The organism is Pseudomonas sp. BCA17 (assembly GCF_004519405.1).
Taxonomy (GTDB): domain Bacteria; phylum Pseudomonadota; class Gammaproteobacteria; order Pseudomonadales; family Pseudomonadaceae; genus Aquipseudomonas.
Window position 1 is genome coordinate 276,715 of record NZ_SGWI01000003.1, and the last position, 20,150, is coordinate 296,864.

Consider the following 20,150-nt stretch of genomic DNA (forward strand, 5'->3'; position numbering starts at 1 on the left):
GCGATGCATCCCAATGATGATGACCGCACCCAGTTCATGCCGCGCCCGGGTGGCCGGGCGCCGGAACCTGTGCGTGCCGAACCTGCACCGTTGTCGATGCCGGCTGCGCCGATGCTCACGGGCAAAAGCCAGGGCCTCAACCCGCTGGAAAGTGCCGCCGGCCCCTTGTTGGCGCTGCTGACGCGCCTGCGCAACACCATCGCTCACCCGGCGCCGGCCAGCCTGCGCGCGCAGTTGCTGGCTTACCTGCGCCAGTTCGAAGAGCGTGCCGAAGCCGCCGGCATTCCGCGCAACGAAGTGCTGCTGGCGCGTTACGCGCTGTGCACCGCCCTGGATGAAGCGGTGCTGAGCACGCCATGGGGCAGCACCAGTGACTGGGGCAAGCAAAGCCTGCTGATCACCGTGCACAACGAAGCCTGGGGCGGCGAAAAAGTCTTCCAACTGCTCGACCACTGCCTGCAAAGCCCACGGGAACGCCTGTACCTGCTGGAGCTTCTGTACCTGTGCATGTGCCTGGGCTTCGAAGGCCGTTACCGGGTGATGAACGACGGGCGCAGCCAGTTGGACGCCTTGCGGGAACGCACCGCGGCAGCCATTCGCAGCGCCCGTGGCGAACACGAACGCGAGCTGTCACCGCATTGGCGCGGCGTGACCGTGGCGCGGGATCGCCTGGCGCAATTCATGCCGCCGTGGATTGCCGTGGCCATCGGCCTGGCGCTGCTGCTGGCGTTGTTGTTCGGCTTGCGCCTGAAGCTGGCGTCGGATGCCGAGCCGGTGTTCAAGAATATCCATGCGTTGGGAGAGATCCCGGTGCAAGCGATCGACCGTCCGGTGGCACAGCCCAAAGTCATCGAACGCCCACGCCTGGCAGGCTTCCTGGTGGAAGACATCAAGGCCGGTCGTGTCGCGGTGGAGGATGCAGTCGACCGTTCCGTAGTGACCATTCGCGGTGACGAGCTGTTCGCATCGGCCAGTTCCAGCATCGTTGATGACTACCAGCCGCTGATGCTGCGCATCGCCGACGCCATCCGCAAAGTCAAAGGCCAGGTGCGCGTGACCGGGCACAGTGACAACCGCCCGATTGCCACGCTGCGTTTCCCGTCCAACTGGGCGCTGTCCGAAGCACGGGCCAAGTCGGTGCTGGAGATCCTGGCCGCCAAGACCGGCCAGGCCGAGCGCTTCAGCGCCGAGGGTAGAAGCGACACCGAGCCGGTGGCTACCAACGCCACCGCCGAAGGCCGTGCCCGTAATCGTCGGGTTGAAATCACCGTATTGGCGGAGGGCGTCGAGTGAAGGCGTTTTTCAGTTTCATGATTCGCTGGGTGATCCCGGTGCTGGGCCTGATCGCCCTGAGCCTGATCATCTGGTTTGTCGGGCCGTTGCTCGATGTGTTGATGCCGGAAGGACGTCGCTGGGCACTGATCATCCTGGTGTTTGCGGTGTGGATCGCCTACCGCGTGTTCCGCATTATCCAGGCGCGGCGGCAGGCCGCCGAAGTGATGCGCAGCCTGGCGGCGCAAACCCCGGTCGACCCCAACAGTGTCGCCACTGCCGAAGAACTCAGCACCCTGCGCCAGCGCATGGACGAGGCCCTGGCACTGCTGAAAAAAGCCAAGCTGGGTGGCGATGAGCGGCGCAACCTCTACGAACTGCCGTGGTACGTGATCATCGGCCCGCCGGGTTCGGGCAAGACCACTGCGCTGGTCAACTCCGGGCTGCATTTCCCGCTGGCGGCCCAGTTGGGCGCCGGTGCCGTGCGTGGCGTCGGGGGGACGCGTAACTGTGACTGGTGGTTTACCGATCAAGCCGTGCTGCTCGATACCGCTGGCCGCTACACCACTCAGGACAGCAACTCCACGGTGGATAAAGCCGCGTGGCTGGGTTTCCTCGACCTGCTGAAAAAACAACGCTCACGTCGTCCAATCGACGGTGCGTTCATTGCGATCAGCCTGTCGGATTTACTGCTCGGTACTGAGGCCGAGCGCGCCGCCCATGCGGCGGCGATCCGTCTGCGTATCCAGGAGCTGTACACCCAGCTGGGCGTGCGTTTCCCGGTCTACCTGATGCTGACCAAGCTCGATTTGGTGCCCGGCTTCATGGAGTTCTTCGACAACCTGAGCAAGGAAGACCGCGCCCAGGTGTGGGGCATGACCTTCGCCCTGGACGACGGCAAGAACAGCGACAGCCCGCTGGCGCACCTGCAAAGCGAATTCGCAGGTCTGGAACAACGCCTCAACGAACGCCTGGTAGAGCGCCTGCAACAAGAACGCGACCCGGCGCGGCGCGACTTGATCTACGGCTTCCCGCAGCAGTTCGGTGCCCTGAAGGACTGCCTGCAAAGCTTCCTCGAAGGTGTGTTCAAACCCAACGCCTTCGAAGAACGCGTGCTGCTGCGCGGTGTGTACTTCACCAGCGGTACTCAGGAAGGCAGCCCGATTGATCGCCTGATCGGTGCCATGGCCCAGAGCATGAACCTGGACCGACAGCAGTTGGCACGCCAGAGCGGTACCGGGCGCAGTTACTTCATCGAAAAACTCTTCAGCGCCGTGGCTTTTGCCGAGCGTGGGCTGGTGGGGGTGAACCCGAAGGTCGAGCGCCGGCGCAAGTGGGTTGCACGCGGCGTACTGGCGGCCACCGTGGCCCTGGTGGTGGTGGTCAGCAGCTTGTGGTGGGTGAGTTATCGCGCCAATCAGGCCTATATCGCCCAGGTCGACCAGAAGGTTGCGCCACTGGGCCAGGCGGTACAGAACCTGAGCCCGGCCCAGCGCGAAGTGCTCGCCGTACTGCCGTTGCTCAACGCGACGAAAAACCTTGCCGGTGATTCGCCCAGTTGGGCCGAGGGCCTGGGCCTGTACCAGGGCGATATGCTCGAAGCCGAATCCAGCAGCGTGTACCGCAAACTGCTGATCGCGGTGTTCGCACCGCGTCTGGTGACGCGCATCGAAGAGCAACTGCACGGTGGTGGTAACTCCGACTTCCTGTACGAAGGCCTCAAGGCTTACCTGATGCTTGCCGACAGCGAGCACTACGACCCGGACTTCATCAAGGCCTGGATCGCCCTGGACTGGGATCGCAACCTGCCACGTGACTTGCCGGCCGATCAGCGCCAGGCACTGAGCGGGCATTTGCAGGCATTGTTTGACCGCCATCCGCCGAGCGCGCGCCTCGACCCGCGGCTGATCGACGACCTGCGTCGCCAGTTGCAACAGTTGCCGGTGGCCCAGCGTGTCTACGACCGGGTCAAACGCCAGAAACTGCCGGACGGTATCCCGGATTTCCGCATCAATGAAGCCGCCGGTCGCGATGCGGCGCTGGTATTCAGTCGCAAGAGCGGCAAGCCGCTGGGCGAGCCGCTGAGTGGTTTCTTCACCGCCAAGGGTTATCGCCAGGCGTTTTTGCTGAGCAGCCTGAACCAGACCGGCACACTCGCCGAAGAGCAATGGGTGTTGGGCCATGAGCAGGCCGATCAGCAGAACGTGGTGAGCCTGGCCGCTGACGTGCGCCGCTTGTATTTCCAGGATTACCAGCGCCAGTGGGACGCGCTGTTGGCGGACATCGACTTTGTACCGATCACCAGCGTGGCCCAGGCGGCTGATGTACTGCGGGTGATTTCCGGGCCGACCTCGCCATTGAAGAAGTTGCTGGTGGCGGTGGCCAAGGAAACCGACCTGCAAGCCGAAGAGCGCCAGCTGGCGGCCAAAGGTGTGCCGGTGGAAGGTGGCGTCGACAAGCTCAAGGAGCGCCTGGGCAGCCTGCTCGGCCAGGAGCAACAGACGGCCAGCCAGCCGCAAGTGGCGGACGATCCGGTGACTGCGCACTTTGCCGAACTCAACGGCATCGTCAGCAAGAACGAAGGCGAACCGGCGGCCATCGACGGTCTGCTCGCGGACATGAACGCGCTGTATGTGCAAGTCAGCGCCATGGTCGGCGCCAGTGGCGACGCCTTGCTCGGTGAGGCGAAGAACCAGGCGGCTGCGGCGGCCACGCGGGTCAGCCTGAATGCCGAACGCCAGCCGCCGTTGGTGCAGGGCATGGTCAAGTCTGTGGTCAACTCCACCACCAACAGCATGATGGGCGGGGTGCGCAACCAACTGAACGCGGCCTGGGTCAGCGAAGTGGTCAACGTGTATCGCCAGTCTCTGGCCGGGCGATACCCGATGTCGCCGGGCAGTGCGCGTGATGCGACCCTGGATGACTTCGGTCAGTTCTTCGGCGTGGGCGGGGTGATGGACAACTACTTCCGCAAGTACCTGCAGCCGTACGTCGACACGTCTACCCAGACCTGGCGCTGGCAGCCGGGCGCGGCACAAAAGCTGGGGATTGCGCCGGGTGTGCTGCAAACCTTCCAACGCGCGGCGGCGATCCGGGATGCGTTCTTCCGCGCCGGGGGCACCCAGCCTATCGTGCGTTTCGAACTCAAGCCGGTGTCGATGGACCCGACCATCACCCAGTTCCTGCTTGACCTCGACGGCCAGCAATTGAGCTACGACCATGGCCCCAGCCGCCCGGTTGCGATGCAATGGCCTAACCCCGGCAGTATCGGTGTGGTGCGTATTTCCATCATGCCGCCGTCGGCCACTGGGCGTTCCGGTGTGACCTTGGATGGGCCGTGGGCCTGGTTCCGCTTGCTGGAGCAGTCGGACCTGACGGCCGGCAACTCGCCGGACCGCTTCAACCTGCGCCTGCGGGTCGACGGCGCGAGCATTGCCTACGAGTTGCGTGCCAACAGCGCTTTCAACCCGTTCAAGAGCCGCGTGCTCAGCGGGTTCAGCCTGCCGGAGCGGTTATGACCACGCTGGGTTTCTACGGCAAGTTGGCCAGCCGCGGTGACTTCGTCAGCCGCGCCTTGCCCCAGAGTTTTATCGGCCCGTGGGACGGTTGGCTGGCGGCAGGTCTGCTCGCCAGCCAGAACAGTCTGGGCGGCGACTGGCTCAACGTCTACCTGGTCAGCCCGTTGTGGCGCTTTGTGCTCGCACCGGGCGTGTGCGGGCCGGATGCGGCGGCGGGTGTGGTGATGCCGAGTATCGATCGGGTCGGGCGTTATTTTCCGTTGGCGGTGGTGGCCTTGCTGGATCACGACACCAATCTTGCGTCCCTTGTAGGCGGGCCGGATACCTGGTTTGAGCAGACCGAAGAGCTGTTGCTCAGCACCCTGGATGCCGAGGCCACGTTCGAGCGCTTCAACGATGGCGTCGACACCCTGGGCCTCCCGCCCAGCGAGCCGCGAGCGGTAGACACTCGTTTCGCCGGTTTGCAGCGGATGAACGCCACGCAGCCTCACGACCGGATGAGCGCGCTCGCCGAACACGCCTGCTCCGGTTCCAGCCTCTGGTGGGGCCGCGGTTCGCAACGTATTTCCCCTGGATTATTGCGGTGTCAGGGCTTGCCTGCCACCGACGATTTTGCGCAGTTTCTGCTCGGACAAGAAGGTGTGGTGTAGATGGGGTCGACGTTCAAATCCGCGAGCAAAAGCCATGTAGGCATGGTGCGCCAGGTCAATGAAGATGCATGCCTGGACCTGCCGGAAAACCGCCTCTGGGTGGTGGCCGACGGCATGGGTGGGCATGCGGCGGGTGACTACGTCAGCAGCCTGATTGTCGACAGCCTGCGTCATGTGCCGGTGGGGCGCTCCCTCGATGAATACTCGGCGGCATTGCGCAATGACCTGATTCGCATCAACACCGCCGTGCGCGAAGAAACCGCCAACCGTGGCGTGACCATGATGGGCAGCACCGTGGTGGTGCTGGCCGCGCGCGGCTTGCGCGGCGTGTGTTTGTGGGCCGGTGACAGTCGCCTGTACCGCCTGCGCGACGGCGTGCTGGAAAGCATCTCCCGCGACCACAGCTATGTGCAGGACCTGCAAGACAGCGGCCTGCTCAGCGAAGCCGACGCCCGCGTGCACCCACGCGCCAATATCGTCACCCGCGCGGTGGGCGTGGAAGCCCAGTTGGAGGTGGCCATTGTCGATCTGTTGATCGCCCCCGGCGACAGTTACCTGCTGTGCAGCGACGGTCTGAACAAAACCGTCGAAGACCATGAAATCCGCGAAGTGCTGGGGCATGACGCGCCGGACGAAATCGTGCGCAGCCTGGTGCACCTGGGGCTTAACCGGGGTGCGCCGGACAACATCACCACCATCGTCGTTAAGGTGTCGCCATGAACATCCTGATCCCGGGCTATGACATCGAAGGCGAGATCGGTGAAGGCGCCATGGCCAGCGTGTACCTGGCGACCCAACGCTCGCTGGAGCGCAAGGTTGCGTTGAAGGTGATGGCTGCGGCACTGGCGGCCGACCCGACTTTTTGCGAGCGTTTCCTGCGCGAGGGCAAGACCCTGGCGCGGCTGTCGCACCCGCATACGGTGACCATCCATGACATCGGCAACGTCGGTGAGCTGTATTACATGGCCATGGAATACCTGCCTAATGGCACGCTCAAGGAGCGCATTGCCGCTGGCCTGACGCCGGAGCAAGGTGTGACGCTGATCCGCCAGATCGCCTCGGCGTTGGGCTATGCGCATGCCCAAGGCTTGGTTCACCGCGACGTCAAACCCGCCAACATTCTGTTCCGCGCTGATGGCACGGCGGTGCTGTCGGACTTCGGCATCGCCAAGTCCCTGGATGATCGTACCCAGTTCACCCAGGCCGGTTTCGCCGTGGGCACACCCAGCTACATGAGCCCGGAACAGGCGCGTGGCCAGGAAATTGATGGCCGCGCCGACCTGTACGCCCTGGGCGTGGTGCTCTATGAAATCCTTGTCGGCAAACTGCCTTATAACGGCACCGATGCGCTTTCCACGGCGCTGGCGCACCTGACCGAACCGTTGCCGGAACTGCCGGTGCACCATGGCCGTTATCAAGGCGTGCTGCGCAAGTTGTTGGCCAAGGACCCGGCTGATCGTTTCCCTGATGCGGCGGCCTTGCTGCTGGCGCTCGACCAACTGCCGGCGGACTCGCTGGAAGCCACGCTGGTGCGGCCTTTGCCGATCCCGATGAACTTCGATCTGGGCGGCATCACCCCGGAGTCCATTGAGATCCCGACAGCAGCGCCTCAGCCCGTCCGCCAACCGGTGGTGACGCCTGCCTCGACCTCGCACAGCGAACAACGTCGAGGGCCGGTGCTGGCGTTGGCCGCGGTGGCCGTGGCGGTTGCGCTGGCCATCGGCGGGGCCGGTTACTGGTGGTTGAGCGGTGGCGACAAGCCTGTTGAGCCGCCCGCTGCCGTCGTACCGAAAACGCCGCCACCTGAGTTGAAACCCGCTGTTGCTTCCGACGCGGATGGCGGTCAGCGCCCCTTGCTGATGGCGGGCAAAAAGACCTTGTTCCAGCGCGTGCTCAGCAAGCCCGGCGCCAAGCTTTCCAGCGATGTCGGTGCCGCGCCCGGCAAAGCCTTGCCAGCGTTCTCCGTGCTGTATGTGTACCAACGTAAAGATGTGGATGGCAGCCCGTGGGTACGCGTCGGCGCCGCCACCGATGGCCGCAGTGACGGCTGGTTGCCCGCTGCCCAGGTCAGCGACTGGAAGCAGAGCCTGGTGCTCAAGTTTACCGAGCGCTCGGGTCGGGCGCCGGTGATGTTCCTGCGCCAACCCGGCGAAGTGGAAAAGCTGCTGGCTGACCCAGCGGCAGCCAGAACCGTATTGGCCAAGGCGCAGAAAAACAGCGAAGACAATCAGCAGGTGCTGGCGCTCGAACCGACGGCCAGCGCTGTCCCGCAGAACCAGTTCTACCTGTTGCCGATCTTCGACGCCAAAGAGAGCTTCGACGAAAACGGCCAGCCGGTGCAGTTGCTCAACGTGGCATCCATCGACCCTGGCAGCAGTGTCGCCAAGTCGGCTGCACCTGCCGTCAACGCCGATGCGTTCCGTACCGCCGTGGTGTTGGTGGTCGATACCACCGTGTCGATGCAGCCCTACATCGACCAGGTCCGTGACGTGGTGCATGAGTTGCAAACCCGCATCGCCGAACGCGGCGAACTGGACAGCGTGAGCTTCGGCCTGGTGGGCTTTCGTAACAGCATCAAGAAGACCCCGGGCCTGGAATACGTAGCCAAGACCCTGATCACCCTGGATCAAGGCCGCGACCCGCAGCGTTTTCTCGACATGGCACGGCAGGTCAAGGCATCCACCGTGTCCAGCCACTCGTTCAACGAAGACGCTTTCGCCGGGGTGATGCAGGCGGTGGATGGTATGGATTGGTCCGGCTACGGCGGGCGCATAATCCTGCTGGTCACCGATGCCGGTGCGTTGCGCAAGAACGACCCGTTCGCCACCACCCAGATGAACGAAGCCGAAGTGCGCCAGGCCGCGTTGGGTAAACAGATCAAGATCTACGCGTTGCACCTGCGCACCGATGCCGGCAAGAAAACCCACGCCGGCGCCGAGAGCCAGTACCGCATCCTCACGGCTGACGCCAACCCGCAGATCGGTGATCTGTACACGCCGGTGCCGGGCGGCGACGTGCACAAACTGGGCGAGCGCGTGGATGAGATCGGCACGGTGTTCGCCAACCTCGTCCACCAAGTGCGCAGTAACACGCCGCAGCCGGTGCCGTTGCTGAACAGCGCGCCGAGCCTGGCTGACAAATCCGCAGCCGTCGGCTATGCCATGCACATGGATTTCCTCGGTCGCAAAACCGCGAGCCAGGCACCGCAGTTGGTCAGTGCCTGGACCGCCGACCGCGACCTGACCAACCCGGCGTTGCCGGCGTTCCAAGTGTGCGTGATGCTGACCAAATTGCAGCTCAACGATTTGCAGCAGTCGCTGAAATTGATCGTCGACGCGGCGCGCAAAACACAAAGCTCGCCCAAGGATTTCTTCCAGGAAATCGCCAGCGCCTCGGCCTATATGAGCCGCGACCCGCAAGCGTTGCGCAAGGGCGGCAACCTGGCCGATGGCGGCCTCCTCGGCGAATACCTGGAGGGCCTGCCGTACCGCAGCAAGTCGCTGAACATGACCCAGGATTTGTGGTTGTCGTTGAGCGTGGCCGAGCAGGAAGACTTTATCGATGAGCTGGATTCGAAAATCCGCCTCTACGAAACCTTCCACAATGACGTGGCCAACTGGGTTCGTTTCGGCGATGCCGAGCCGGGCGATGCCTTGTACCGCGTGCCGTTGTCGACATTGCCGTAATGCTGAACCTGAGCGCGATGCACAAGAGTCGGGGTGTCGGTAGCCAGCGTTATAGCCTGGTGATCCCGGCGCTGCACCTGCGCGCGGGTGAGCAACTGGCGATCGTTGGGCCCAGCGGTTGTGGCAAGAGCACCTTGCTGGATGTGTTGGCGTTGGTACTGGCGCCGGATCAGGTCGGGCAGTTCGAGTTCAATCAGCAGGACATCGGTGGGTTGTGGCGAGCGGATCGGCAATCCACGTTGGCCGAGTTGCGCAGCCGGCATCTGGGCTATGTGCTGCAAACCGGCGGGCTACTGGGTTTTCTCGATGTGCGCAGCAATATCGCCTTGTCCCGACAACTGCTGGGCTTGCCGGATGACGGCAGCGTGACGCGGCTGGCCGAGCAGTTGGAGATCAGTGACCAGTTGGCCAAGAAGCCCGCTGCGCTGTCGGTGGGCCAACGTCAGCGTGTCAGTTGTGCCCGCGCCCTGGCCCATGGGCCGCGCCTGGTGCTGGCGGATGAACCGACCGCGTCCCTGGACCCGCTGAATGCCGAACGGGTGATGCAGGCGTTGCTGGCCCAGGCGCGCGAACACCGTGCTGCCTGTGTGATCGCCACCCATGACGAGCCCTTGGCCCGGGCCAGTGGCTTGCAGGTGCGGCGCATCAGTTGCCGCCGCGACACTGACGGCGGCGTCACAGCCACCCTCGGGGAGGCATGCTGATGCGTATCGGCTTGGTAGCGTCCCTGGCCTGGCAGGATTACCGCAACGATGCCTGGCTGTCGGCCTGTTCGGTGTTGGCGTTGGTGGCGGTAATCGCGCCGTTGCTGGTGTTATTCGGCCTGAAATTTGGACTGGTTGGCAGTTTGACTGAACGCTTGGAGACCGACCCCGCAACCCGTGAAATTATTCCGTTGGGCGGTGGTCGATTCAGCAGCGCGTTTGTCGAGCAACTGGCGCAGCGCCGCGACGTGGCGTTTGCCGTGCCGCGTACGCGACAGATTGCGGCGACGGCGCAGGTCGGTGCACTGACCTTGGAGATGCTGCCAACCGCGCCCGGTGATCCGCTACTCGCGGGTTTGCCGATGCCCAAGGGCCTGGACCAGATCGTGCTGAGTCACACCGCCGCGGAAAAACTCGCGGCACGCCCCGGCGATTGGCTGGAAACCCGTTTTGCGCGGCAAGTAGCCGGGCGTGTCGAGGCGCAGAGCACGCGTTTGCAGGTATTGGCAGTGTTGCCGTTGGACGCTTTCGCCCGTGACGGTTTGTTTGCCGGCTTGGGCCTGCTGGAAGCGGCGGAAGATTATCGCGACGGCCGTGCGGTGCCGGCGTTGGGGTGGGCAGGTGAAGCGGTCGATGGGAAGAAGCAGCGGGTGTACCCGGCATTTCGTCTGTACGCCCGCCAACTCACCGATGTGGAACCGTTGCGTGTGTATTTCGCCGGGCAGAACCTGTTGGTGTCGACCCAGGCGAACACCATCGCCCAGGTGCAGTCGTTGAGCCGCAACCTGTCGATCGTGTTCTGGATCATCGCCGGGTTGGCCTTGGCGGGCGCATTTGCGGCGATCTTCGCCGGGGCCTTGGCCGCCGTGGCGCGCAAGCGCCGGGAACTGTCGGTGTTGCGCCTGCTGGGCTTTTCCACCGCAGGGTTGCTACTGTTTGTGGTGGTGCAGGCGCTGTACAGCGCAAGCGCAGCTGCCTTGCTCAGTGCCGGCTTGTATGGGCTGGCCGAGGCGGGTTTGAATAAGTTATTCGCGCAGGTGCCGGGCGAGTACGCCAGCCACCTGCTGGCGCGTCATTACGGCCTGGCCCTGGTTGCAGTCCTCGGCGTCAGTGCCGTGGCGGCGGCCTGTGGTGGTTGGCGTGTGGCGCGTATCCAGGCTTCTGAAGGAATCAGAGATGTATAAGTTACTGGGTGCTTGTGTGGTGCTGAGCCTGGCCTCGATGGCCTGGGCTGATGAGGCGAGCGACAAGCTCGATAATCCAAAACCGTTGCCTGACGATGTGAGCCTGCCGCTGCCGTGCGAAGGCAACATGGTGTTCCGTTACGCCTATGTACTGGCCCAGGGCACCCTGGACGATCGCGAAATCAGCCTCGGCTACCCCTTCGCCGAAGGCGAGGCGGGTTACCAGCAATCGTTTATTTCCGGATACCGTCGCGATTTCATCAACGGCCAGTTCACCCTCAAGGATCTGCCCAATGACTGGAATAAAGTCATCGCGCCCCTGATGCCGAAGACCGACGCCAAGACCCCGCTCAAGCCCATGCTGTATTTCATCGGCAAGTATGAAGTGACCGCCCGCCAATACGCTGCGGTGATGGCCCAGGCGCAGTCCCTGGCCAGCGGCGAGCCGGCGCCGGCCTGCGACATTCCCACCGGTGTGGCGGCACGGTTGCCCAAGGTCAAGCTGTCGCGTTTTGAAGCCGAACGCTTCTCGGCGGTGTACAGCGCCTGGTTGATGAAATACCACCGGGATTTGCTACCGGTCAGCGGTCGCGGTTCGTCGGCCGAAGATGGCGGCCTGGGTTTTGTGCGCCTGCCCACTGAAGTGGAATGGGAATACGCGGCACGCGGCGGCCAGGCGGTGAGCCGTCAGGAGCTTGAGGGGCGGTTGTTTCCTCGGCGCGTCGAAGGCAGCGAAGGCGACGGCCCGTTGGCCGATTACGCGGTGTTCAACCAGGTGGCCGGTGGCACCGGCCAGGCTGCACGCCTGATGCCCATCGGCACCAAGTTGCCCAACCCGATAGGCCTGTTCGATGTGATCGGCAATGCGGCGGAGATGGTCCAGGAATCTTTCCAGTTGGTACACGCCGGGCGTCGCCAGGGCACCTACGGCGGCTTTGTGGTCAAGGGCGGCAATTACCTTGAAGGTGAGGGCACGCTGTTTACCGGCATGCGCCGCGAGTACCCGCTGTTCGCCGCCGATGGCACCGAGCAAAGTAACGAGACCACCGGTTTCCGCGTGGCGATTGGCGCGTTATCGGCGCCGCGTTCGCGCTACAAAGAGTTGTTTGCCCAGTGGCAGAAAGAAGGGCGCCTGGCCTCGCTGACCGACGCCATCGACGATGCCCAGGACCCGACCAAGCGCCTGGACACCATCATTGCCGCCAGCGTCGATCCCAAGCTGCAAGCCGAACTGGGGCTGGTCAACGAAGAACTCAAGCGCAACGTCTCGCTGATCGCCCAGCAACGCGAAGAGGCGGCGGGCAACCTGATTCAGTCAGCCGCGTTGGTGGCCGAGACCATCAGCAACTACAACATCCGGCTGATCAACCTGCAGAAGAGCCGCGATCAGGCTGTCGCCAACAAGGACGACGCCAGTGCGGCGCTGTTCGCCACTGCCATCGACAATGGCCGCAGCGCCCTCGATGGCGCGGTGGCGATCTACATCGACAACCTGGCCACCGGCACCCGCTATACCGATGCGGTGATCCAGGCCCAGTTTCAACGGATCAAGGAAGAGTTGGATCGCAAACCCGTGCTCGGCAAGAGCCTGGTGACGCGCGCGACACTGTTCGTTCGCCATGTCGGCAACTACCGCAAGCAACAGCGGGCCGACCCGGCAACGATCTTGAAGGAACTGCTCGCAGCGAGCGGTCAGCGGTCTTGACCGTTGGTTGTGCGGCGAGCTTGGAAGGGACTCAGGCGGCGGTGGGCCGTGCTGGGCAAGTCAAACTAAACAGAGATCACACCTATGCTTTTTTCCCGTAAGGCGGTTTCCAAGCGTCATCTGCTGCTGATCGCAGCCGGTTTCAGCACCGTATTGACCGGTTGCGCGACGTCGCCGGCCTCCAAGGTCGCGTCGAGCACCAAGGTCGAGTACTACCCGAACTGCTACGAGCCGGTGCAACACCTGCGTGCCACCGATTCGAACATGACCAAGTCGGTGGTGACCGGTGCGGCCCTTGGCGCGGCCGGTGGTGCATTGCTCGGCGCCCTGACCGGCGACGCCGACAAGCGCGGTCGCAACGCGGCCATCGGTGCAGCGGGCGGCGCTCTGGCTGGCGGCGCGGCGGGTTACTACACCGAGCGTCAAAAGCAGATCGCCGATGACAAGCAGCGCATCGCGTCCTACTCCAACGACTTCAACAAAAGCGCGTCCGACATCGACCGCAGCACCGCTTACGCCAAAGCGTCCCAGCAGTGCTACCAGAGCGCATTCACCAAGCTGGTGAATGATCGCAAGGCCAAGACCGTCAACGACACCGAAGGCCGCAAGCGCCTGGCGGAAATCGTCGCCGGCCTGAAAGAATCCAATGACCTGATCGTCGCGGTCAACGGCAAAGCCAGCGAAGACCTGAACAACTACACCCAGGCTTACGAGAAAGACCTGCAACAGGTTGGCGTGCAACGTAACGACGTCGTCACCGTGGCCACCGCCGATACCACACCTGTGGTAACGCCGACCAAGGGCAAGAAAGCGGTAAAACCGGCGAAAAAGCCAGTGCTGCCGACCGTGCCTAAAGAAGCGGTGACCACCGAGAAGAGCATCCAGACCGTGCAGGCCAAGCAAGCCGAAAGCAAGCAGGTCGCCAGCGCCGGTAAGGCACAGATCGAAGGCACTTGCCGCGATCCGAACCTGGCCGACTGGGCGCCGGTGCCTTGCCCTAACGTTTGAGTAAGATGTTGCTATAAGCGTTAAACGCCTGCCGATCTCCCGCTAAAGCGCGAGATCGGTGGCGTTCTGCCTGCAAATCGTTACACTGCTGCGGCCACTTAATAAATACACCGAGGCCGTGTGCATGAAATTTCGTCTTCTGCTGTGGGTGCTGGGCCTGATGATGGGCAAAGCCAGCCGCACCAATCCTGCCTTCCAGCAACAGTTGGGTGATAAAGACCTGGCGTTCCAGTTGCAGACCCTCGACGGCAAGGTTGCCCGTCACTTCATCGTCAAAGACCAGCGCATCACCAGCCGTTCGGGTGTTCACCCGTCACCGGCATTTGCCATTGCCTTCAAAGACGCTGCCTATGGCTTCGCCACGATGCAGGCGAAGAACAAGCAACTGGCGTTCATGACGGGGATTCAGGACAAGTCGATCCAGATCAAGGGAAACCCGGCGCTGGTGATCTGGTTCCAGGGTCTGACCAAATATTTGAAGCCGAAGAAAAAGAAGGGCTGAGACTTTTCGGTGAAAACCAGTTGAATGCCTTGGGAGCAAGCCTCCTCGCGCATTTGATCGAGCTCCAGTTCTGGAATGCGGTCGAATGTGGGAAGGGGCTTGCTCCCGATAGCGGCCGGACAGGCCACAGATTCAGCCCTGGCTGAACTGCGATGCCAACTCGCGCAACAACACCTCGGCGTCCAACACCTTGGCCACCACATCCTCAGCCTTCTCCCGGCTCAGACCCAAGCGCGCCAGCAGCGCGTCCGGAATCGCCTCGTCCGGTCCGGAACCGATGCCACGGCTGCGCAGCAAACGTACGGCCAGACACACCAGGTTCGGGTACTCGGCGTATTGGCCGTCGTAGGTCGGGTCGTGCTGGAAGCGCAGGGCGGTGGACAGTTCGTCCGGCATGTCCCAGTAGCGCATCAGCCAGGCGCCGATCTGCTCGCGACTGATGCCCAGCAGGTGCTGTTCGACATAGCTGTGGCACAGGTGCGGGTTGACCTCCAGGTGGCGGCAGATCAGCGAGAAGTGCGGCGGGAATACGTGCGCCAGCAGCAGGTAACCGAAGTTGTGCAGCAAGCCGGCCAGGTAGGTCAGGCCGGCTTCCGGACGCTGGGCGCGCGGCATGGCGCGGGTCAGGCCCTCGATCACGGCGGCGGTGTAGATCGATTGGTGCCAGTACGGGGTAGCCTGGTGTGGATGATCTTTAGGCAGGCTCAGGGTTTTGCCCAGGGCCAGGCCCAGCGCCAGGTTGATCACCAGGTCAAAGCCCAGCACGCGCACGATGGCGTCTTCCACTGAGCGAATCTTGCCCGGCGACGCGTAGTACGGCGACGCCGCCCAGCTCACCACCTGGGCGGCAAGGGCCGGGTCGGTTTCCACCACGCTGGTGATGTCATCGATGGTGGCATTGGGATCGACGCGCAGCTTGATGATTTTTTGCGCGGTATCGGCCAGCGGCGGAATCTCGATGGTCGCTTCCAGGCGTTGCTGGATACGGCGGGCGGTGAACGCCTGCATCGCCTGGGTAATTTCCTCGCGGTCGTCATTGGGGCGATCGAGGTTGGGGCGGATGTTGCTCAGCGGCTCGCCGAAGTGTCCGGCGCTGGCCTTGGTGAGCATGGTTTTGAATACGTCGCTGGCGATTTCCAGCAGCAGCCCGGCTTCACCGGAATGCACCAGCAGGCTCGGCTCGTTCAGCAGGCTGCCTTCGTACAGGCAGGGCGAACTGGTCAGCGCGGGCAGGCCCGGCAGCAGGCTCAGTTCATGCTTGCCCAGCATGCGTTCGATGCGCTCCGGCGCCACGGCCGTCAGGCGGCGCCCGGTCAGTTCGGCCAAGCGGTTGAGGTCGAGCAACTGGTTCTGGGGAAACAGCACCATGAGGACGCCAACGGCATCTTCCAGCAGCACCGCCTGGACCTTTCGCGCGGGATTCAGGCCAGGTTGTTCGGCAACTTCCGTGTAGGGGATGGCGAGCTTTGCGAGCAGAGCCCGAATGACCGGCGGGGCGGTCAGTGAGGCTGTGGCGAGGGCTACTTCTGACATGGCCTGATCCAAATTCGTACAGTCCAAGAAGTATAACCAGCTTGATACAGGTGTTGGTCGGATAAGTGAGTCAAGCGTCACACTTGGCCGTATTGCTGCCCGTGTCGCAGCCAACGATTCAGTAGTGGGCTGACATGCTCCGGCCAGCGTTCCAGCAGCGCTTGTGCCGCGTCGCGCACGGCGGGCAACAGATCGGCGTCGCGCATCAGGTCGGCGACCTTGAATTGCAGCAGGCCGGTCTGGCGTGTGCCGAGCATTTCACCGGGGCCGCGAAGTTCGAGGTCTTTTTCGGCGATGACAAAACCATCGTTGGTTTCACGCATGATGCCCAGGCGCTGGCGACCGATCTGTGAAAGCGGCGGGTGGTAGAGCAGCACGCAATGGCTGGCCGCGCTGCCCCGGCCGACGCGGCCGCGCAACTGGTGCAGTTGCGCCAGGCCGAGGCGCTCGGGGTTTTCGATGATCATCAGGCTGGCGTTGGGTACGTCCACACCCACCTCGATCACCGTCGTGGCCACCAGCAGTTGGAGATTGCCAGCCTTGAATTCGGCCATCACCGCGGCTTTTTCCGCGGGCTTCATGCGGCCGTGGATCAACCCGACCTTCAGTTCGCCCAAGGCACTGCTGAGATCTTCATAGGTGGTTTCGGCGGCCTGGCAGGTCAGTTCTTCGGACTCTTCGATCAGCGTGCACACCCAGTAGGCCTGACGGCCTTCGGCGCAGGCACCGCGCACCCGCTCGATCACTTCCACGCGGCGGGTGTCGGTGACCAGCACGGTATTGACCGGCGTACGACCGGGGGGCAGTTCGTCGAGAATCGAGGTGTCGAGGTCGGCATAGGCGCTCATGGCCAGGGTGCGCGGGATCGGCGTGGCGGTCATGATCAACTGATGCGGGTTCATGCGCCCGTCCACACCTTTCTGGCGCAGGGCCAGGCGCTGCTGTACGCCGAAGCGATGTTGCTCGTCGATGATCACCAGTGCCAGGTTCTTGAATTGCACTTCGTCCTGGAACAGTGCGTGGGTGCCGACCACCATGGGTGCGCCTGCGGCGATCTGTTCCAGCGCCGCCGCGCGGTTCTTGCCCTTGAGTTTGCCGGCCAGCCACGCCACTTCCAGGCCCAAGGGTTCGAGCCAGCGTTTGAAGGTAATGAAATGTTGTTCGGCGAGAATCTCCGTAGGCGCCATCAGTGCTACCTGATAACCGGCCTCCAGTGCCTGCAGGGCGGCGAGGGCGGCGACCACGGTCTTGCCTGCGCCCACGTCGCCCTGGATCAGGCGCAGCATCGGTTCTTGCTGGCTCAGGTCGTAGGCAATTTCATTACCGACGCGCTGCTGTGCCCCGGTCGGGGTGAAGCCGAGGTTGGCCAGATATTGTGCGGGCAGGCGCGTGGCCTTGGGCATCGCCGGCGCGCGCAGCGAGCGCATACTTTCGCGCAGGCGTTGCTGGGACAGTTGGTGGGTCAGCAACTCTTCGAAGGCCAGGCGGTGCTGGGCCCAGTGATGACCCAGGGCCAGTTCGTCGACATCGGCGTCGGCGGGCGGGTGGTGCAGATAGCGGATCGCATCGTCCAGGGGGGCCAGTTGGTAGTCGCGGGCAAGCTCCATGGGCAGCCAGTCGGGCAGGCTTTTCGGGCCGAGCATCGTCAGGGTCTGCATGCACAACTGGCGCAGGCGTTGTTGAGTCAGACCTTCGGTGAGCGGGTAGATCGGTGTGAGGGTGGTGTCTACCGGCGGTGGCTCGTCGCCGGTGATGGCGCGGTATTCGGGATGGTAGATCTCCAGGCCCGAAGCGCCGGGTCGTGCTTCACCGTAGCAGCGCACGCGGGTGCCCCGCTTGAGGCCCTCTTTCTGCGCATTGCTGAAGTGGTAGAAACGCAGGCTCAGCCCGCCGGTGCCGTCCTGCAGGCGTACCACCAGGCTGCGGCGCCTGCCCATCACCACGTCGGCGCCGCTGACAGTGCCTTCGATCACTGCGTCCTGCCCAGGCCGCAACTGGCCGATGGGTACCACTCGGGTACGGTCCTGGTAGCGCAGCGGCAGGTGGAACAGCACGTCCTGGAGGTTCTCCAGGCCGACCTTGGCCAACTTCTCGGCCATGGCTTCGCCGACACCCTTGAGTGCCGTCACCGACACCTGGGACAGTTCAGTCATACGACGGGTCAGCTCGCAACAGGCGGCTTGGCCACCGAGCAGAGGCGGATCGAGTCGGCGAGGATCTCAATGGCTTTCGGTCGCGGGAAACTGGCGCGCCATGCAATGGCCACGGTCCGGAAGGGCACCGGTGGTGTGAGCGGGCGCACTTCGATCACGCCGGGGGCGTAGTGATGGCTGTCCACCGCCGACAGCGGCAGGATCGAAATGCCCAGGCCGGAAGCGACCATGTGGCGAATCGTCTCCAGGGAGCTGGACTCTACAGTGGTGTGCTTGGCGCCATCGTTGCCCTTGGTGAGGGTCGGGCAGGCTTCGAGTACTTGATCGCGGAAGCAGTGGCCTTCGCCGAGCAGCAGCAGGCTCTTGTCGTTGAGCGAGGCGGCATCGATGGTTTCTTTCTGGGTCCAGGGGTGCGAGGCCGGCATCAGTACCTGGAACGGCTCATCGTAGAGCTGCAGGGTCAGCACGTCCGCTTCGTTGAACGGCAGGGCGATGATGATCGCGTCCAGCTCGCCGTTACGCAGCTTGTCGCGCAGCACGTGGGTGAAGTTTTCTTCGATATACAGCGGCATCTGCGGCGCGACGCGGTGCAGTTGCGGGATAAGGTGCGGGAAAAGGTACGGGCCGACGGTGTAGATGGCGCCGACTTTGAGCGGTGCCGTCAGTTGGTTTTTGCCGGCCTGTGCCAGTTCGCGAATGCTTTGGGCTTGCTCCAGGACCTTCTGGGCCTGGGCGACAATGCCTTCGCCGACCGGGGTGAGGCGCACGGCGCTTTTGCTGCGCTCGAAGATCAGCACACCGAGTTCGTCTTCAAGCTTTTTCACGCCCACCGACAGCGTCGGTTGGCTGACATGGCAACGCTCGGCCGCATGGCCGAAGTGCTGCTCTTGGGCGAGGGTCACGATGTAGCGTAATTCTGTAAGAGTCATAGCGGGCGTCCATGAGGTTGCAGGCCAAGCATACCGGCTGCAATCGATAGACGCACGTTATCAGAAGTTTGGTGAGGATTGAGCGGGGATTTTGCTGAGCGTGGTGAGGGGGGCCTCACCACGTTCGGAGTTACCGACGACGTTTCTCGATGTTGTAGACGAATGGCGCAACGATTTCGACGCTGCCGCTTTTCAACATGTCAGCCGGTGGCTTGGGCAGTGGCTGGGCACGACGGATCATGTCCAGGGTCGCACGGTCCAGGTCGACGTTACCGGAACGGCCTACCAACTCATAGGACAATACATTGCCTTCACCATCGACCACGAAGCGTAAACGGTTCAGGCCTTCCTTGCCGCTGCGTTGAGCGCTGGGCGGGTACTTCTTGTACTTCTGCAAATGCGCCAGCAAGGCGCCTTCCCAGGACGCTTTGGCTGCGACCTGTTGGGGCGACGGGCCAGGCGCCGGCTGGGCCGATTTCTCGGCCGGCGTATTGGTCGGTGGTGTTTCGCTCGGCGGCTCTTCGGAAGGTTTTTCCTTCGGCGGCTCGGGCTTTTTCTCCACCGGCTTGGGCGGCGCAGGCTTGGGCTTGGGTTTGACCGGCTTGGGCACCTGGATCGTTGGCTTGGGCGCCTCGGCCAGTTTCGGCAGAGGCGGCTCTTCCACTGGAGCAGGCGGTTGCGGCGGCGTGATCACCTTGGGCGGTGCCGGTGGTGGTGGCGCGGGCATCGGGGCCAGGTCGATGACCATGGCGGCCGGCGGCAACTGCACCGGATGCGGCGCAGACCATTGGAGCGCGATGATGATCGCGACGGCATGCACGCCCAGCACGACGGCAAGGCTGGTGCCATAACGCGTCAGTTTGTGGCGCGTCGTGATCATTTCTTGGCTGCCGTCTCAAGTCCGACCAGGCCCACTTTGAGGTAGCCGGCGGCCCGCAGGGCATCCATCACGCTCATCAGGTCGCCGTAGTCCACGCCCTTGTCGGCCTGGAAGAAGATCGTCGTGTCTTTCTTGCCTTGGGTCTTGGCATCGAGCACAGGGCCCAGGGTTTCAGCTTTGACTTCTTCCTCGCCCAGGAACAGGCGTTGGTCTGCCTTCACACTGAGGAAAATCGGTTTCTCCGGCCGCGGCGCAGGCTTGGCGCTTGACGCGGGCAGGTCGACCTTGATGTCTACGGTCGCCAGAGGCGCCGCCACCATGAAGATGATCAGCAGCACCAGCATCACGTCGATAAACGGCGTGACGTTGATCTCGTGGTTCTCGACGAGCTCGTCGTCGCCTTGATTCAAATGCAGGCCCATGGCT

The 20,150-nt window shown here is 63.4% G+C and carries 15 protein-coding genes; 10 read left to right on the forward strand and 5 right to left on the reverse strand.

Features of this window, described 5'->3' with window-relative positions:
• Window positions 1-3: 3 nt before the first annotated feature.
• From EXW71_RS13750 to EXW71_RS13795, 10 genes are all read left to right on the forward strand, one after another.
• Complete coding sequence (locus EXW71_RS13750; RefSeq protein ID WP_123716570.1) at window positions 4-1,293, forward strand: DotU family type VI secretion system protein; 1,290 nt, start codon at window positions 4-6, stop codon at window positions 1,291-1,293.
• Complete coding sequence (gene tssM, locus EXW71_RS13755) at window positions 1,290-4,790, forward strand: type VI secretion system membrane subunit TssM (protein ID WP_134659459.1); 3,501 nt, start codon at window positions 1,290-1,292, stop codon at window positions 4,788-4,790. Before EXW71_RS13750 ends, tssM begins: the two co-directional genes overlap by 4 nt.
• Window positions 4,787-5,440, forward strand: coding sequence for a type VI secretion system-associated protein TagF (gene tagF / locus EXW71_RS13760; protein ID WP_134659457.1), 654 nt, complete (start codon window positions 4,787-4,789; stop codon window positions 5,438-5,440). Before tssM ends, tagF begins: the two co-directional genes overlap by 4 nt.
• A complete protein-coding gene (locus EXW71_RS13765; protein ID WP_134659454.1) occupies window positions 5,441-6,160 on the forward strand; it encodes a PP2C family serine/threonine-protein phosphatase in 720 nt (239 codons plus the stop codon).
• Complete coding sequence (locus EXW71_RS13770; protein WP_134659452.1) at window positions 6,157-9,126, forward strand: serine/threonine-protein kinase; 2,970 nt, start codon at window positions 6,157-6,159, stop codon at window positions 9,124-9,126. Before EXW71_RS13765 ends, EXW71_RS13770 begins: the two co-directional genes overlap by 4 nt.
• On the forward strand, window positions 9,126-9,830 hold the full coding sequence (locus EXW71_RS13775; RefSeq protein WP_123716565.1) for an ABC transporter ATP-binding protein: 705 nt from the start codon (window positions 9,126-9,128) through the stop codon (window positions 9,828-9,830). The genes EXW71_RS13770 and EXW71_RS13775 overlap by 1 nt, the downstream gene beginning before the upstream one ends.
• Entirely contained in the window at window positions 9,830-11,014 is a 1,185-nt protein-coding gene (locus tag EXW71_RS13780; RefSeq protein WP_134659450.1) for an ABC transporter permease, read from the forward strand. The genes EXW71_RS13775 and EXW71_RS13780 overlap by 1 nt, the downstream gene beginning before the upstream one ends.
• Window positions 11,007-12,719, forward strand: coding sequence for an SUMF1/EgtB/PvdO family nonheme iron enzyme (locus EXW71_RS13785; protein WP_134659448.1), 1,713 nt, complete (start codon window positions 11,007-11,009; stop codon window positions 12,717-12,719). Before EXW71_RS13780 ends, EXW71_RS13785 begins: the two co-directional genes overlap by 8 nt.
• A gap of 84 nt (window positions 12,720-12,803) precedes the next feature.
• Entirely contained in the window at window positions 12,804-13,727 is a 924-nt protein-coding gene (gene tagQ / locus EXW71_RS13790; RefSeq protein ID WP_123716562.1) for a type VI secretion system-associated lipoprotein TagQ, read from the forward strand.
• Window positions 13,728-13,851: 124 nt separating this feature from the next.
• On the forward strand, window positions 13,852-14,229 hold the full coding sequence (locus EXW71_RS13795) for a hypothetical protein (RefSeq protein WP_028618482.1): 378 nt from the start codon (window positions 13,852-13,854) through the stop codon (window positions 14,227-14,229).
• A 132-nt stretch (window positions 14,230-14,361) separates the two neighbouring features.
• On the opposite strand, the gene EXW71_RS13800 is transcribed toward EXW71_RS13795, so the two are convergent.
• The 5 genes from EXW71_RS13800 to exbD form a co-directional block, all read right to left on the reverse strand.
• Window positions 14,362-15,762 carry an aminoacyl-tRNA deacylase and HDOD domain-containing protein gene (locus EXW71_RS13800; RefSeq protein ID WP_134659446.1) on the reverse strand — a complete coding sequence of 467 codons (1,401 nt, stop codon included), beginning with the start codon at window positions 15,760-15,762 and terminating at the stop codon, window positions 14,362-14,364.
• A 77-nt stretch (window positions 15,763-15,839) separates the two neighbouring features.
• Entirely contained in the window at window positions 15,840-17,915 is a 2,076-nt protein-coding gene (gene recG / locus EXW71_RS13805; RefSeq protein ID WP_123716559.1) for an ATP-dependent DNA helicase RecG, read from the reverse strand.
• A gap of 8 nt (window positions 17,916-17,923) precedes the next feature.
• Complete coding sequence (locus tag EXW71_RS13810) at window positions 17,924-18,844, reverse strand: hydrogen peroxide-inducible genes activator (RefSeq protein WP_123716558.1); 921 nt, start codon at window positions 18,842-18,844, stop codon at window positions 17,924-17,926.
• Window positions 18,845-18,974: 130 nt separating this feature from the next.
• Window positions 18,975-19,724 (reverse strand): energy transducer TonB, encoded by a 750-nt coding sequence (locus EXW71_RS13815; RefSeq protein WP_134659444.1) that lies wholly within the window; start codon window positions 19,722-19,724, stop codon window positions 18,975-18,977.
• Window positions 19,721-20,146 carry a TonB system transport protein ExbD gene (gene exbD / locus EXW71_RS13820; RefSeq protein WP_003195519.1) on the reverse strand — a complete coding sequence of 142 codons (426 nt, stop codon included), beginning with the start codon at window positions 20,144-20,146 and terminating at the stop codon, window positions 19,721-19,723. Before exbD ends, EXW71_RS13815 begins: the two co-directional genes overlap by 4 nt.
• Window positions 20,147-20,150 lie beyond the last annotated feature (4 nt).

Coding starts and splice junctions, on each gene's coding strand:
- EXW71_RS13750 (WP_123716570.1), top strand. CDS start 4: ATGCATCCCAATGATGATGACCGCACCCAGTTCATGCCGCGCCCGGGT.
- tagF (WP_134659457.1), top strand. CDS start 4,787: ATGACCACGCTGGGTTTCTACGGCAAGTTGGCCAGCCGCGGTGACTTC.
- EXW71_RS13765 (WP_134659454.1), top strand. CDS start 5,441: ATGGGGTCGACGTTCAAATCCGCGAGCAAAAGCCATGTAGGCATGGTG.
- EXW71_RS13770 (WP_134659452.1), top strand. CDS start 6,157: ATGAACATCCTGATCCCGGGCTATGACATCGAAGGCGAGATCGGTGAA.
- EXW71_RS13775 (WP_123716565.1), top strand. CDS start 9,126: ATGCTGAACCTGAGCGCGATGCACAAGAGTCGGGGTGTCGGTAGCCAG.
- EXW71_RS13780 (WP_134659450.1), top strand. CDS start 9,830: ATGCGTATCGGCTTGGTAGCGTCCCTGGCCTGGCAGGATTACCGCAAC.
- EXW71_RS13785 (WP_134659448.1), top strand. CDS start 11,007: ATGTATAAGTTACTGGGTGCTTGTGTGGTGCTGAGCCTGGCCTCGATG.
- tagQ (WP_123716562.1), top strand. CDS start 12,804: ATGCTTTTTTCCCGTAAGGCGGTTTCCAAGCGTCATCTGCTGCTGATC.
- EXW71_RS13795 (WP_028618482.1), top strand. CDS start 13,852: ATGAAATTTCGTCTTCTGCTGTGGGTGCTGGGCCTGATGATGGGCAAA.
- EXW71_RS13800 (WP_134659446.1), bottom strand. CDS start 15,762: ATGTCAGAAGTAGCCCTCGCCACAGCCTCACTGACCGCCCCGCCGGTC.
- recG (WP_123716559.1), bottom strand. CDS start 17,915: ATGACTGAACTGTCCCAGGTGTCGGTGACGGCACTCAAGGGTGTCGGC.
- EXW71_RS13810 (WP_123716558.1), bottom strand. CDS start 18,844: ATGACTCTTACAGAATTACGCTACATCGTGACCCTCGCCCAAGAGCAG.
- EXW71_RS13815 (WP_134659444.1), bottom strand. CDS start 19,724: ATGATCACGACGCGCCACAAACTGACGCGTTATGGCACCAGCCTTGCC.
- exbD (WP_003195519.1), bottom strand. CDS start 20,146: ATGGGCCTGCATTTGAATCAAGGCGACGACGAGCTCGTCGAGAACCAC.